Raw genomic sequence first — 14,326 nt, forward strand, 5'->3', positions numbered from 1 at the left:
GTCACGCACCCGGCACAAAATGCTTCTGTGCGGTCCCGCGGGCGATCAGCCGCGAAATGTAGTCAAGCTTCTGCGCATCCTGGTCGATAAACCGGAAGGTCAGTTGCAGCCAGTCACTGTCGGGCTTGGGCTCGTAGGCCACGACGGCATGCAGGTAGCCATTGAGACGCGCCACTTCAGCGTTCTCACCCTGCTCCAGGTCGAGCACGGCGCTTTCCAGTACCTGAGGCAGGATTTCACCACGACGCACCACCAGCAGCGCCTCCTTGATGCTCAGGGCCTTGATCACACACTGCTGGGTGCCACTGGACAAGCGCAGCTGGCCCTGGCCACGACCGCTGGCAGGCGACGCTGCCGCAGCCACCTGCACCGGCGGGCTGTTGAGCAGGCCTTTGCTGGGCGCGGCCACCGGGGCCGGCTTGACTGCGTCAGGCTTGCCACCAGTGAGGGCGCTGAGGGAATCGTTACCGAACGCCGAGTTCATCTTGGTCGGTGCGCTGGCGATCAGCGCGTCGAGGCGGCCAATCTTGTTCAGTGCCTGCTTGACCTTGTTCAGCAACTGCTCGTTGGTGAATGGCTTGCTGACGTAGCCGGAAACCCCGGCCTGGATCGCCTGCACCACGTTTTCCTTGTCGCCACGGCTGGTCACCATGACGAAAGGCATGGCTTTGAGATGAGGCTGTTCACGGCACCAGGTCAACAGTTCCAGGCCGGACATTTCCGGCATTTCCCAGTCGCACAGCACCATGTCGAAGGTTTCGCGCATCAGGATGGCCTGGGCCTTTTTGCCGTTCACCGCATCTTCGATCTTGATCCCCGGGAAGTAGTTACGCAGGCACTTCTTCACCAGGTCGCGAATAAACGAGGCGTCATCCACCACCAATACACTGACTTTGCTCATCGACCCTTCATCCTATAAAAACCCCGGCAAGCATAACGCTTCGCTGATGGCGTTTTGCCAAAAATTCCAACACCACAAACGAAAACGCCCGACCAAAGGCCGGGCGTTTATTTCTCGGGCAATCTTACTTATCGTCAGGAACGCCCGGAACATTAGGGATTTGATCGGTCGTACCTTCAACTTCTGCTTTCATCCGCTTGAGGCCCATGTGCCGCACGTCGGTACCCCGCACCAGGTAAATCACCAGTTCCGAGATGTTGCGTGCGTGGTCGCCGATGCGTTCCAGCGAACGCAGTACCCAGATGATGCTCAGTACCCGTGAGATAGAGCGCGGGTCTTCCATCATGTAGGTCGCCAGTTCGCGCAGCGCTGTCTTGTATTCGCGGTCGATGGTCTTGTCGTATTGGGCCACCGACAACGCCAGCTCGGCGTCGAAACGGGCAAACGCGTCGAGGGCGTCGCGAACCATGTTGCGCACCTGGTCACCGATGTGGCGCACTTCGACATAACCACGCGGCGCTTCGCCTTCCTCACACAACTGGATGGCGCGGCGGGCGATCTTGGTGGCTTCGTCACCGATGCGCTCCAGGTCGATCACCGACTTGGAGATGCTGATGATCAAACGCAGGTCGGACGCCGCCGGCTGACGACGGGCCAGGATGCGCAGGCATTCTTCGTCGATGTTGCGTTCCATCTGGTTGATCTGGTCATCGATCTCGCGCACTTGCTGGGCCAGGCCCGAGTCGGCCTCGATCAGCGCGGTGACGGCGTCGTTGACTTGCTTCTCCACCAGCCCGCCCATGGCCAGGAGGTGGCTGCGCACCTCCTCAAGCTCGGCGTTGAACTGCGCGGAGATGTGATGGGTAAGGCCTTCTTTGCTAATCATGTTGGCGTCCTTGGAACGTCCAGTAAGGTGCGGTCGACCGCAGCATCAGTTCAGTGAGCAACCAGCCACCTGCTAGCCGTAGCGACCGGTGATGTAGTCTTCGGTCTGCTTCTTCGCCGGGTTGGTGAACAGGGTATCGGTGTCGCCAAATTCCACCAGCTTGCCCATGTACATGAACGCGGTGTAGTCGGAAACCCGCGCCGCCTGTTGCATGTTGTGGGTCACGATGACGATGGTGAACTTGGATTTGAGTTCGTAGATCAGCTCTTCGACTTTCAACGTGGAGATGGGGTCGAGTGCCGAGCACGGTTCGTCGAGCAGCAGCACTTCCGGCTCCACGGCGATGGTGCGGGCGATCACCAGACGTTGCTGCTGGCCGCCGGACAAACCGAGGGCCGACTCGTGCAGGCGGTCCTTGACCTCGTCCCACAGCGCCGCGCCTTTCAGTGCCCACTCAACGGCTTCGTCGAGGATGCGCTTTTTGTTGATGCCCTGGATGCGCAGGCCGTAGACCACGTTTTCGTAGATGGTCTTGGGAAACGGGTTGGGCTTCTGGAACACCATGCCCACCCGGCGCCGCAGCTCGGCCACGTCTTCGCCCTTGCGGTAGATGTTGGTGCCGTACAGGTTGATCGCGCCCTCGACGCGGCAGCCGTCCACCAGATCGTTCATCCGGTTGAAGGTGCGCAGCAGGGTCGACTTGCCGCAACCGGACGGGCCGATGAAGGCGGTCACGCGCTGCTTCGGAATGTTCATGCTGACGTCGTACAGCGCCTGCTTGTCGCCGTAGTACAGGCTCAGGCCCGGTACTTCGATGGCCACGGTTTCCTGGGCCAGGCTCAGGCTCTGCTTGTCGCGACCCAGGGCTGACATGTTGATGCCGTGGGAATGGGTTTCATGTTGCATGGGATGCTCCCTGTGCTACCAATTCGTTTTGTGGGAGCGGGCTTGCTCGCGAAGGCGTCAGGTCAGTTGACCCATGTATGACTGATACACCGCATTCGCGAGCAAGCCCGCTCCCACATTTAGTCCGCGTTCATTTCAATTAACTGTCCAGCGCTTTGTATTTTTCGCGCAGGTGGTTACGAATCCACACCGCCGACAAGTTGAGCGTGGCGATCACCAGCACCAGCAGCAAGGCGGTGGCGTACACCAGCGGCCGCGCGGCTTCGACGTTGGGGCTCTGAAAGCCGACGTCATAGATATGGAAGCCCAGGTGCATGATCTTCTGGTCCAGGTGCAGGTACGGGTAGTTGCCGTCCACCGGCAGCGACGGCGCCAGTTTCACCACACCCACCAGCATCAGTGGCGCCACTTCACCCGCGGCGCGGGCCACGGCGAGGATCATGCCGGTCATCATCGCCGGGCTGGCCATCGGCAGCACGATCTTCCACAGCGTTTCCGCCTTGGTCGCGCCCAGTGCCAAAGAACCTTCACGTACGGTGCGAGGAATCCGCGCCAGGCCTTCTTCAGTGGCCACGATCACCACCGGCACTGCCAGCAGCGCCAGGGTCAGGGATGCCCAGAGCAGGCCAGGCGTACCGAAGGTCGGTGCCGGCAAGGCCTCGGCGAAGAACAGCCGGTCAACCGAGCCGCCCAGTACGTACACAAAGAAACCAAGGCCGAACACGCCGTAAACGATGGCGGGTACACCGGCCAGGTTGTTCACCGCGATGCGGATGATCCGCGTCAGGGTGTTCTGCTTGGCGTATTCACGCAAGTACACCGCCGCCAGCACGCCGAACGGGGTCACGATCATCGCCATGATCAGGGTCATCATCACGGTGCCGAAGATCGCCGGGAAAATCCCGCCTTCGGTGTTGGCTTCCCGTGGATCGTCGCTGAGGAATTCCCAGACCTTGCTGAAGTAGAAGCCAACCTTGGTCATGTAGCCCATGGCGTTCGGCTGGTAAGCGTGCACCACCTTGCCAATGCCGATTTCGATTTCTTTGCCGTTGGCATCGCGGGCGGTCAGGCTGTCGCGGTTGAACTGGGTGTGCAGGTCGGCCAGGCGGGCTTCGATATCCTTGTAGCGGTTGTTCAGTTCGGCGCGGCCGCTGTCCATGTCGGCCTGGGCGGTGGCGTCCAGCTTGCCTTCCAGCTCCAGCTTGCGACCGTGCAGGCGGATGCGTTCGAGGCCGGCGTTGATGGCGCCGATGTCAGACTTCTCGAGGGTCTTGAGCTGGGCCGCGAGCTTGTTGACGCGGTCCACGCGGGCTTGCAGTTCCGGCCAGGCCGCCTCGCCTTCGGCGATCACCTTGCCGTCCTGCTTGACGTTGACCAGGGTGCCGTAGAAGTTGCCCCACTCACGACGCTCGATGGCCATCAACTCGACCGGCTTGGTCTGGTTGGTCAGCCACTCGCCGACGATCCAGGTGAAGTCATTGCCGTTCAAGTCACGGTTGCCGACCTTGATCAGCTCGCGGGTCATGAACTCCGGGCCTTGGTCCGGCACCGGCAAGCCAGCGCTTTTCAGGCGCTCGCGGGGCACTTCTTCTTTCTGCACCACTTCGCCGACGACGATGTGATTTTCCTGGCCCGGCACGTTGTAGTTGGCCTGGATCAGGTCGGCCGGCCAGAAGTGGCCCAGGCCACGCACGGCAATCACGGCCAGCAAACCAATGGTCATGATGACCGCGATGGACACCGCGCCACCGCTGATCCAGACGCCCGGGGCGCCGCTCTTGAACCATCCATTCAGGGAGTTCTGTTTCACAGACTTCTACCTTTCTTAAAGCGACGAGTATTTCTTGCGCAGACGCTGACGAATCAGCTCGGCGAGGGTGTTCATGATGAAGGTGAACAGCAGCAGCACCAGCGCCGAGAGGAACAGCACGCGGTAGTGGCTGCCGCCGACTTCCGATTCGGGCATTTCCACCGCGACGTTGGCTGCCAGGGTTCGCAGGCCTTCAAACAGGTTCATCTCCATCACCGGCGTGTTGCCGGTGGCCATCAGCACGATCATGGTTTCACCGACCGCGCGGCCCATGCCGATCATCAGCGCCGAGAAGATGCCCGGGCTGGCGGTCAGGATCACGACGCGGGTCATGGTCTGCCATGGCGTGGCGCCCAGGGCCAGGGAGCCCAGGGTCAGGCCGCGCGGCACGCTGAACACGGCGTCTTCGGCGATGGAGTAGATGTTCGGGATCACCGCGAAACCCATGGCCAGGCCGACTACCAGGGCGTTGCGCTGGTCGTAGGTGATGCCCAGGTCGTGGGAGATCCACATGCGCATATCGCCGCCGAAGAACCAGGTTTCCAGGTACGGGCTCATGTACAACGAGAGCCAGCCCACAAACAGGATGACCGGGATCAGGATCGCGCTTTCCCAGCCATCCGGGACCCGCAGGCGGATCGACTCAGGCAGGCGGCTGAAGACGAAGCCGGCCACCAGGATGCCAATCGGCAGCAACATCAGCAGGCTGAAAATCCCCGGCAGGTGCCCTTCGACATACGGCGCCAGGAACAGGCCGGCGAAGAAGCCGAGGATCACCGTCGGCATCGCTTCCATCAATTCGATCACCGGCTTGACCTTGCGGCGCAGGCTCGGGGCCATGAAGTAAGCGGTGTAGATCGCAGCGGCAACGGCCAGTGGTGCGGCCAGCAGCATGGCGTAGAACGCGGCCTTCAGGGTACCGAAGGTCAGGGGCGCCAGGCTCATCTTGGGTTCGAAATCGGTGTTGGCGGCGGTCGATTGCCAGACGTATTTAGGTTCGTCGTAGTTTTCGTACCAGACCTTGCTCCACAGCGCGCTCCAGGAAACTTCCGGGTGCGGGTTGTCCAGCAGCAGCGGTTGAAGCTTGCCGCCGGCCTCGACGATCACCCGGTTGGCCCGTGGCGACATGCCGAAGATACCGTTGCCGTCGACCACCTGGTCCACCAGCAACGTACGGTGGGCAGTGCTGTGGAACACGCCGAACTTGCCGGAAGCGTCGAGGGCGGTGAAGCCTTTGCGACGTTCTTCAGCAGTGATTTCAACGATAGGCGCGGTGCCCATCTGGAAGGTACGGATCTGCTTCAGGCGTTGTTCGCCGTCCGGGTCGCGGGCCATGAACCACTGCGCCAGGCCACCGCTGGAGTTACCGATGATCAGCGAGATGCCGCCCACCAGTTGGGTGCTGGCCGTGACTTGCGCCACGCCGTCTTCCAATAATTTGTAGCGACCGTTGAGGCTGTTGTCCCGCAGGCTGAAAACGTCGGCCTGGGCGCGACCGTTGATCACGTACAGCCACTGCTGGCGCGGATCAACGAAGATGGCTTTGACCGGCTCGGTCATTTGCGGCAGCTCGATGCGTTTCTGCTCGGTGGTGACTTCCTCGGTCATCATGTTTTCTTCACGGCTGATGGACAGCACGTTCAGATGGGCACCACTGGAACCAGCCACCACCAGCGTCGAGTCGGTCGCGTTCAAGGCGACATGCTCAAGGGAGCGGCCCTGTTCGTCGAGGACGATTGGTGTTTCGCCGTAAGGGTATTCGACGGCGGGCGAGATGGTCTTCTTGCCGTCCGGGTACGACACTTTATAGGTGTGACGGAACACCAGGGACTGGCCGTTGGACAGGCCGAGGATCACCAGCGGGCTGCCGGGCTGGTCTTCACCAATGGAGGCGACTGTCACGCCCGCAGGCAACGGCAGGTCAACGCGCTTGAGTTCGGCACCCGTGTCAACGTTGAAGAACAGCGCCTGGCCCTTGTCGGAAACCCGCATGGCGACCTGGTTCTGTTCTTCCATGGAGATCATCAGCGGCTTGCCGGCGTCCTGCAGCCAGGCAGGCGCGAGGGCCTCTTCCTTGGTCAGGTTGGCGCCGTGGAACAGCGGCGCGACCACGTAGGCGAGGAAGAAGAAGATCAAGGTGATCGCGCCCAGGACGGCGAGGCCGCCAATCAGCACGTACCAGCGGGTCAGGCGATCCTTGAGCGCGCGGATGCGGCGCTTGCGTTGCAGCTCAGGCGTATTGAAATCAATGCGCTTGGGGGGAGAAGTCGTCGTCATGGTGGAATTGGCCAGATCATTCATGCGCACACCCTAGCGATCCTGTATGACAGAAAGATGACAATGCAGTGACGCAAGAAATCCGCCGCGTAGCAGGGCTGGCAGCGGATTAAAAAATGGGAGGCGAGGTCCAGGTCTTACAGACCCCGCCCGGGCCTTGAACCGTGGGTAAACCGCGGTTCAAGGCAGGTTTACCGGCGGCTTATTTGCCACCTTCTTTCAGGCCCAGGTCAGCCAGTGCCTTGGCGGCAACTTTGGCTGGCAGCGGGATGTAGCCGTCTTTCACTACCACTTCCTGGCCCTGTTTGGACAGAACCAGCTTCACGAACTCGGCTTCCAGCGGGGCCAGAGGCTTGTTCGGGGCTTTGTTGACGTAGACGTAGAGGAAGCGCGACAGCGGGTATTTGCCGTTCAGGGCGTTTTCTTCACTGTCTTCGATGAAGTCAGTGCTGCCTTTCTTGGCCAGGGCCACGGTTTTCACGCTGGCGGTTTTGTAACCGATGCCCGAGTAACCGATGCCGTTCAGCGAGGAGCTGATGGACTGCACAACCGACGCCGAACCAGGTTGTTCGTTCACGTTAGGCTTGTAGTCGCCTTTGCACAGGGCTTCTTCCTTGAAGTAGCCGTAGGTGCCGGATACCGAGTTGCGACCGAACAGTTGCACTGGCTTGTTGGCCAGGTCGCCGGTCACGCCCAGGTCGCCCCAGGTCTTGACGTCAGCCTTGGCGCCGCACAGACGAGTCGAGGAGAAGATCGCGTCGACTTGTTCCATGGTCAGGTGCTGGATCGGGTTGTCCTTGTGCACGAACACGGCCAGGGCATCCACGGCAACCGGGATCGCGGTTGGCTTGTAGCCGTACTTCTGCTCGAAGGCAGCCAGTTCGGTGTCCTTCATCTTGCGGCTCATCGGGCCCAGGTTGGAGGTGCCTTCAGTCAGTGCAGGAGGTGCAGTGGCGGAGCCGGCGGCCTGAATCTGGATGTTGACGTTCGGGTATTCCTTTTTGTAACCCTCAGCCCACAGGGTCATCAGGTTTGCCAGGGTATCGGAACCAACGCTGGACAGGTTGCCCGACACACCAGTGGTCTTCACGTAAGCCGGAATCGCCGGGTCAACACCAGCGGCTACCGCGTTAGCGGTCGCAACGCCAGCAGCGACAAAAGTCATTGCCGCCATCAAACGTTTCAGTTTCATGCCTTGCTCCTAGCAGATAGGGATAGTTGGATCGGGGCCAAGTATCGGTAGGCCGTGTGAACACTCTATGTCTGGAATATGACAATTAGATGAAAGGCCAGCATTTATGAAAAAGCTGACAGGAAGGAGAAACACCAATAAATCCGGGGCTTGCGAGGAGGTTGGAGCGATTTCGTGGAAACAATCTGTAATCGTTGTAAGGCAAAATCTGTGGCGAGGGAGCTTGCTCCCGTTGGGTCGCGTAGCGGCCCCCAGAATGGAACCGCTGCGCAGTTCAACGGGAGCAAGCTCCCTCGCCACAAGGTTGTCCGGCAGTTTTCAAAAACGTGTCAGCGCCCGCGCTTCCACAGGTACCCACCCACCGCCATCCCCATCACGCACAGGGCCGCCACGTAGTAAGCAGGGCCCATCGGGCTTTCCTTCATCAGCAGCGACACCGCTAACGGCGTCAGGCCACCGAATACGGCGTAGGCGACGTTGTAGGAGAACGACAAACCGCTGAAACGCACCACCGGCGGGAACGCTTTCACCATGACATAGGGCACCACGCCAATGGTGCCTACAAACAGGCCGGTCAAGGCGTACAGCGGGAACAGCCAGTCCGGGTGAGCCATCAGGCTGTGATAGAGCGTCCAGGACGTTGCCAGCAACAAGGCACAACCGATGATCAGCACGCGCCCGGCACCAAAACGGTCGGCCAGGGCGCCGGAAGCAATACACCCCAGGCTCAGGGTGACGATGGCCAGGCTATTGGCCTGCAGCGCCACCGTTGGGCTGAAGTGGTAGATCGTTTGCAGCACGGTCGGCGTCATCAGGATAACCACGACCACACCGGCCGACAGCAGCCAGGTCAACAGCATCGACAGTACGATGGCGCCACGATGGTCACGCAACACCGCGCGCAACGGCAGCTCGGCCGCCAGGGTCTTGCGCTGCTGCATCTCGGCGAAGATCGGGGTTTCGTGCAGCCAGCGACGCAGGTACACCGACAACAGGCCGAACACGCCACCCAGCAGGAACGGAATGCGCCAGGCGTAATCCGACACCTGTTCCGGGCTGTAGAGCGTGTTGATGGCGGTGGCCACCAGCGAACCCAACAGAATGCCGGCCGTCAGGCCGCTGGTCAGGGTGCCGCAGGCATAACCGATGTGACGGGGCGGCACGTGCTCGGACACGAACACCCACGCGCCCGGCACTTCACCGCCAATCGCCGCGCCCTGGATCACGCGCATCAGCAGCAACAGGATCGGCGCCCACAGGCCGATCTGCGCGTAGGTCGGCAGCAGGCCCATGATCAGGGTCGGCACGGCCATCATGAAGATGCTCAGGGTGAACATCTTCTTGCGCCCCAGCAGGTCGCCGAAGTGCGCCATGATGATCCCGCCCAGCGGCCGCGCCAGGTAGCCGGCGGCGAAGATGCCGAAGGTCTGCATCATGCGCAGCCATTCGGGCATGTCCGCCGGGAAGAACAGCTTCCCGACTACCGTCGCAAAAAACACGAAGATGATGAAGTCGTAGAACTCCAGCGCCCCGCCCAAGGCAGACAGCGACAGGGTTTTGTAGTCGTTGCGGGTCAGCGGGCGCGAAGGTTGCGCACTGCTTGCGGGCACGGAGGACATGGCAAGGCTTCTCTTATAGTAGTCAGGACGGCAAGCCCGGGACTTGCGGCAGGCTTGGCAAGATAGCAAATCGCTTGAAAAAGCACAGCGTTGAGCCGTTAACAGTTCAGATCCGCGAAATATTTCCGCAGCAGACGTGCAATTAATATGAGCAGGAGCACAGTTGCCGGAAAAAGCCGCGATACAGCGTCTATTTACCGACCAAATGAGCGTCGGGAGGTCGTCGTGGCGCCGACGGCTCGATATACTCGGCCCTTGCAAGCGCCAGACCCGCATCCTTGAGGGGCTGCTGTGCCAAAACGCCGTTGGTTATACACCAGCCGATTTGGCAGAGTTTCCCTTTAGTACGCCTTACGAGAAACGCATCGAGCGGTGTATGTTGGTGCTGAAACGTTTTTCCAGAAGACGGCTATCCACTTGAAATACCCATGAAGCGTCACGGGTCAGAGGCACCGGCATGATCGAACTCGAACAAGAAGATCCTATCCCGCAAGGCGATCTCGCCCTGCAAATCACCGCACTCCCGCGTGAAACCAACGGTTTCGGCGACATCTTCGGCGGCTGGCTGGTTGCGCAGATGGACCTGGCCGGCACCGCCATGGCGAGCAAGGTTGCCGGTGGCCGCGTAGCCACCGTGGCGATTGATCGCATGGCATTCCTGGTGCCCGTGGCCGTCGGCGCGCAGTTGTCCTTCTATACCCAGGCCCTGGAAATCGGCCGCAGCTCGATCCAGATGATGGTCGAAGTGTGGAGCGACGACCCGCTGTCCAGCGAATGGCGCAAAGTCACCGAGGCGGTGTTTGTGTTCGTTGCCATCGATGGCAGCGGCCGCACCCGCTCGGTTCCGTCGCGGGCGCGTTAAACATCGCGACGTTTTGACGGTCCATTGCCCCATTGTCTGCCATTGAGAGCGCGCGCCTATGTCTACGCCCAACGTTGAAACCGTAAAACTGGATGAGCTGAACGCTTGGCGCATCCGCCACAACGGCGCCGAATTGGTGGTGGCCCAGCAAGGTGCGCATATCGTCAGCTACCAGCGCGCTGGCGAGAAGCCAATCATCTGGCCCAACGATCAGGTGCTGTTCAAGAAAGGCAAAGGCATTCGTACCGGCGTGCCGGTGTGCTGGCCGTGGTTTGGCGTGTTCGACCGCAACCCGCAAAGCGTCAAGGCGATGTACCAGGGTGACGAGCCGGCTGGGGCGCATGGTTTCGTACGGACCGCGGACTGGACGATGGCTGGCGTGGAAGCTGAAGGCACGGCGTTGCGGGTTGAGCTGGAACTGCCGGTGCCTGAAGGTGGCTTCCCGGGTTGGCCGCATCAGGTCGACCTGAAGATGAGCATCCTGCTGGATGATCAACTGCACATCCGCCTGACCAGCCACAACCACGGCGCCGAGACCGTCAGCCTCAGCCAGGCGCTGCACAGCTATTTTGCGGTCAGCGATGTACGCAACGTGCAGGTCGACGGCCTGGACGGGCGGGACTATATCGATACCGCCGACGGCTGGACCCCAAAGCAGCAATCCGGGCTGCTGCACTTCACCGCCGAGACCGACCGCATCTACCTCGACACCCCGGCTCAGCTGAACATTGTCGATAAAGACTGGCAGCGCCGCGTTCAGCTCACCAGCACAGGCTCGCGCTCGACGGTGATCTGGAACCCGTGGACTGAACGCGCCAAGGCTTTCAGCGACATGGCCGACGACGGCTGGCAGGGCATGTTGTGCATCGAGACCGCGAATGTGCTGGACGATGTGGTGACGCTGGCGCCGGGTGAAAGCCATACCCTGGGCGTGAGCATCAGCGGTATCGCCCTGTAACCCCAATCAAAAATGTGGGAGCGGGCTTGCTCGCGAATGCGGTGTTCCAGTTAGTGCATGTGCTGACTGACACACCGCATTCGCGAGCAAGCCCGCTCCCACATTAGGTTCTGCATCAGATCAGAGATCCGATTCCTTGACCGCCCGCACCTTCCCCGCATCCAACGCATACGCCGCATCGGCCAGGTCATTGTTGACCTTCTCCACCTTCAGCGTGCCCGTCACCCACAGCGGCGTGTAGATGTCATCCAGCTTCAAGCCCTTGGGATAACGCACCAGCACCAACTGGTTGGGCGGCGGTGGCGGCACGTGGATGCAGGCGCCCGGATAAGGCACCAGGAAGAACAGCGTGCTGCGGCCCTTGGCGTCGGTTTCCAGCGGCACGGGGTAGCCGCCAATGCGAATATTCTTGCCGTTCATGGCAGCCACCGTCTTGGTGGAATACATAACCGCCGGCAAACCCTTGCTCTGCTTCAGGCCACCCTTTGCGGTGAACGTGCCTTGGGCTTCCGGGGAGTTGTGGTCGATTTCCGGCATTTCTTCGAGGGCTTTCTGGTCCGACTTGGGCATCAGTTCCAGCCAGTCGGTTTCCGGCAGTTCGCCAGCGTGGGCCAACCCGGTGCATAGAAGAAGGGATAACAGGAGACGGCGCATGGAGAGGCTCGGCAAGGATTACAGTGCCGGCATTCTAGCCCTCTGCGCCTGCGCAGCGCAGAGGGCCTGGTCGCTAAATTACTTCTTTTTCAGCAGACCGTAGATCACCAGCAGCACCACGGCACCCACCAGCGCACCAATGAAGCCTGCGCCCTGGCCCGCCTGATAGATGCCCAGTGCCTGGCCACCATAAGTCGCAACCAGCGAACCGGCGATACCCAGCAGGATGGTCATGATCCAGCCCATGCTATCGTCGCCTGGCTTCAGGAAACGCGCCAGCAGGCCGACGATCAAACCGATAAAGATGGTCCCAATGATACCCATGGCATTTCCCTCTGATTGAAGTGAATTCAGTCAAAGCCTAGTCAGACTTTGGCTTCCTGCAATCAGAGGGTGGCGGGTACCAATGGTTCCGCCCGGCCTTGGGTTATTGCTCGGCGATCAGCGCTTCGACCTTGAGGATCTGCGCTTGCAGCGTCGCGCGATCCTTGCAGCGCAGGTTGGCGTGGCCGACCTTGCGCCCGGCCTTGAACGCCTTGCCGTAGTGATGCAGATGGCAGTCATCAATCGCGATCACGCGATCAACCGGCGGCACCACGCCTATGAAGTTGAGCATGGCGCTCTCGCCGACTTTTGCCGTGGAGCCCAATGGCAAGCCCGCTACCGCCCGCAGGTGGTTTTCGAACTGGCTGCACTCGGCGCCTTCGGTGGTCCAGTGCCCGGAGTTGTGCACGCGCGGGGCGATTTCGTTGGCCTTGAGGCCACCGTCGACTTCAAAGAACTCGAACGCCATCACGCCGACGTAATCCAGTTGCTTCAGCACACGGCTCGAATAATCTTCGGCCAGGGCTTGCAGCGGGTGATCGGTGCTGGCCACGGACAGCTTGAGGATGCCGCTGTCGTGGGTGTTGTGCACCAGCGGGTAGAAACGCGTTTCGCCATCGCGGGCACGCACGGCAATCAGCGAGACTTCACCGGTGAACGGCACGAAGCCTTCCAGCAGGCAGCCGACGCTGCCCAGTTCGGCGAAGGTACCGACCACGTCGGCGGCGGTGCGCAGGACTTTCTGGCCCTTGCCGTCGTAACCCAGGGTGCGGGTCTTCAACACGGCCGGCAGGCCGATGGAGGCGACTGCGGCGTCCAGGTCAGCCTGGGACTGGATGTCGGCGAAAGCCGGTGTCGGGATGCCCAGGTCCTTGAACATGCTCTTCTCGAACCAGCGGTCACGAGCGATGCGCAAGGCTTCGGCGCTCGGGTATACCGGCACGAACTGCGACAGGAAGGCCACGGTTTCAGCCGGGACGCTTTCAAACTCGAAGGTCACCAGGTCGACTTCATCGGCCAGCTGGCGCAGGTGATCCGGGTCGCTGTAGTCCGCACGCAGGTGTTCACCCAGCGCAGCCGCGCAGGCATCTGGTGCCGGATCCAGGAAAGCGAAGTTCATCCCCAGCGGCGTACCCGCCAGGGCCAGCATGCGGCCCAGTTGGCCGCCACCGATTACACCGATTTTCATCAATCAACCACCTCAGGCAATGCGTGGGTCTGGATTGTCCAGGACGCTGTCTGTCTGCTCAGCACGGAATTTTTTCAGCGCCGCGTGGAACTGCGGGTGCTTGGCGCCGAGGATGCTGGCGGACAACAAGGCAGCGTTGATCGCGCCGGCCTTGCCGATCGCCAGGGTAGCCACCGGAATACCGGCGGGCATCTGCACGATGGACAACAGCGAATCCACGCCCGAGAGCATCGACGACTGCACCGGTACGCCCAGCACTGGCAGGTGAGTCTTGGCCGCACACATGCCTGGCAGGTGAGCTGCGCCGCCGGCACCGGCGATGATTACCTCGATGCCACGGGATTCTGCTTCATCGGCATACTGGAACAGCAAATCCGGAGTGCGGTGGGCGGAAACCACCTTCACTTCGTAGGGAATGCCGAGTTTTTCCAGCATATCGGCGGTGTGGCTAAGGGTGGACCAATCGGACTTGGAGCCCATGATCACGCCAACCAATGCACTCATCGTCGTGCCTCTTCTCTCTGGGCGCCCGCAGGCGCGTCAAAAAACAACAAGCCACGCGGGAAATCCAGCGTGGCTTGTTGTACGAATTAAGGCCGGTTGGACCGGCCGAAGGCCGCGCAGTATACCGTAATAACGCAGATAAACAGCCCCTGGAATGACCATCTGTCTTACACCTCAAACAGGCGGTTTTATTGACTTCCAGGTCAGCGAACACACCAGAAAATAATGTGGGAGCGGGCTTGCC

The 14,326-nt window shown here is 60.9% G+C and carries 13 protein-coding genes; 2 read left to right on the forward strand and 11 right to left on the reverse strand.

Annotated elements, in window-relative coordinates; genetic code table 11:
* Nucleotide 1: 1 nt before the first annotated feature.
* From JV201_RS28985 to JV201_RS29015, 7 genes are all read right to left on the reverse strand, one after another.
* Entirely contained in the window at nucleotides 2–901 is a 900-nt protein-coding gene (locus JV201_RS28985; protein ID WP_003213389.1) for a response regulator, read from the reverse strand.
* A gap of 124 nt (nucleotides 902–1,025) precedes the next feature.
* Nucleotides 1,026–1,787: a phosphate signaling complex protein PhoU gene (phoU, locus tag JV201_RS28990; protein WP_003213392.1), complete on the reverse strand. Its 762-nt coding sequence runs from the start codon at nucleotides 1,785–1,787 to the stop codon at nucleotides 1,026–1,028.
* 72 nt (nucleotides 1,788–1,859) lie between these two features.
* Complete coding sequence (gene pstB / locus JV201_RS28995; protein WP_017476754.1) at nucleotides 1,860–2,693, reverse strand: phosphate ABC transporter ATP-binding protein PstB; 834 nt, start codon at nucleotides 2,691–2,693, stop codon at nucleotides 1,860–1,862.
* A gap of 139 nt (nucleotides 2,694–2,832) precedes the next feature.
* Nucleotides 2,833–4,503 carry a phosphate ABC transporter permease PstA gene (gene pstA, locus JV201_RS29000; protein ID WP_008439475.1) on the reverse strand — a complete coding sequence of 557 codons (1,671 nt, stop codon included), beginning with the start codon at nucleotides 4,501–4,503 and terminating at the stop codon, nucleotides 2,833–2,835.
* Between the two features lie 15 nt (nucleotides 4,504–4,518).
* Nucleotides 4,519–6,552, reverse strand: coding sequence for an ABC transporter permease subunit (locus JV201_RS29005; protein WP_174717804.1), 2,034 nt, complete (start codon nucleotides 6,550–6,552; stop codon nucleotides 4,519–4,521).
* Nucleotides 6,553–6,982: 430 nt separating this feature from the next.
* Nucleotides 6,983–7,972 carry a phosphate ABC transporter substrate-binding protein PstS gene (locus tag JV201_RS29010; protein ID WP_003213401.1) on the reverse strand — a complete coding sequence of 330 codons (990 nt, stop codon included), beginning with the start codon at nucleotides 7,970–7,972 and terminating at the stop codon, nucleotides 6,983–6,985.
* Nucleotides 7,973–8,301: 329 nt separating this feature from the next.
* Nucleotides 8,302–9,591, reverse strand: coding sequence for an MFS transporter (locus tag JV201_RS29015; RefSeq protein WP_003213403.1), 1,290 nt, complete (start codon nucleotides 9,589–9,591; stop codon nucleotides 8,302–8,304).
* A 457-nt stretch (nucleotides 9,592–10,048) separates the two neighbouring features.
* Here JV201_RS29015 and JV201_RS29020 point away from each other — a divergent pair, with 457 nt between their 5' ends.
* Together JV201_RS29020 and JV201_RS29025 are read left to right on the forward strand one after the other, a co-directional pair.
* On the forward strand, nucleotides 10,049–10,453 hold the full coding sequence (locus JV201_RS29020) for an acyl-CoA thioesterase (protein WP_003176975.1): 405 nt from the start codon (nucleotides 10,049–10,051) through the stop codon (nucleotides 10,451–10,453).
* A 58-nt stretch (nucleotides 10,454–10,511) separates the two neighbouring features.
* Nucleotides 10,512–11,411 carry a D-hexose-6-phosphate mutarotase gene (locus JV201_RS29025; RefSeq protein ID WP_219406319.1) on the forward strand — a complete coding sequence of 300 codons (900 nt, stop codon included), beginning with the start codon at nucleotides 10,512–10,514 and terminating at the stop codon, nucleotides 11,409–11,411.
* 120 nt (nucleotides 11,412–11,531) lie between these two features.
* Here the strand turns inward: JV201_RS29025 and JV201_RS29030 are convergent, their stop codons facing one another.
* From JV201_RS29030 to purE, 4 genes are all read right to left on the reverse strand, one after another.
* Nucleotides 11,532–12,065, reverse strand: coding sequence for a DUF3299 domain-containing protein (locus JV201_RS29030; protein WP_023659290.1), 534 nt, complete (start codon nucleotides 12,063–12,065; stop codon nucleotides 11,532–11,534).
* 78 nt (nucleotides 12,066–12,143) lie between these two features.
* Nucleotides 12,144–12,389 carry a GlsB/YeaQ/YmgE family stress response membrane protein gene (locus JV201_RS29035; RefSeq protein ID WP_003213408.1) on the reverse strand — a complete coding sequence of 82 codons (246 nt, stop codon included), beginning with the start codon at nucleotides 12,387–12,389 and terminating at the stop codon, nucleotides 12,144–12,146.
* 103 nt (nucleotides 12,390–12,492) lie between these two features.
* Entirely contained in the window at nucleotides 12,493–13,578 is a 1,086-nt protein-coding gene (locus JV201_RS29040; protein ID WP_102370181.1) for a 5-(carboxyamino)imidazole ribonucleotide synthase, read from the reverse strand.
* Nucleotides 13,579–13,590: 12 nt separating this feature from the next.
* Nucleotides 13,591–14,082, reverse strand: coding sequence for a 5-(carboxyamino)imidazole ribonucleotide mutase (gene purE / locus JV201_RS29045; RefSeq protein WP_003213411.1), 492 nt, complete (start codon nucleotides 14,080–14,082; stop codon nucleotides 13,591–13,593).
* Nucleotides 14,083–14,326: the final 244 nt, after the last annotated feature.

It is taken from the genome of Pseudomonas sp. Colony2 (assembly GCF_019382755.1).
GTDB lineage: Bacteria > Pseudomonadota > Gammaproteobacteria > Pseudomonadales > Pseudomonadaceae > Aquipseudomonas.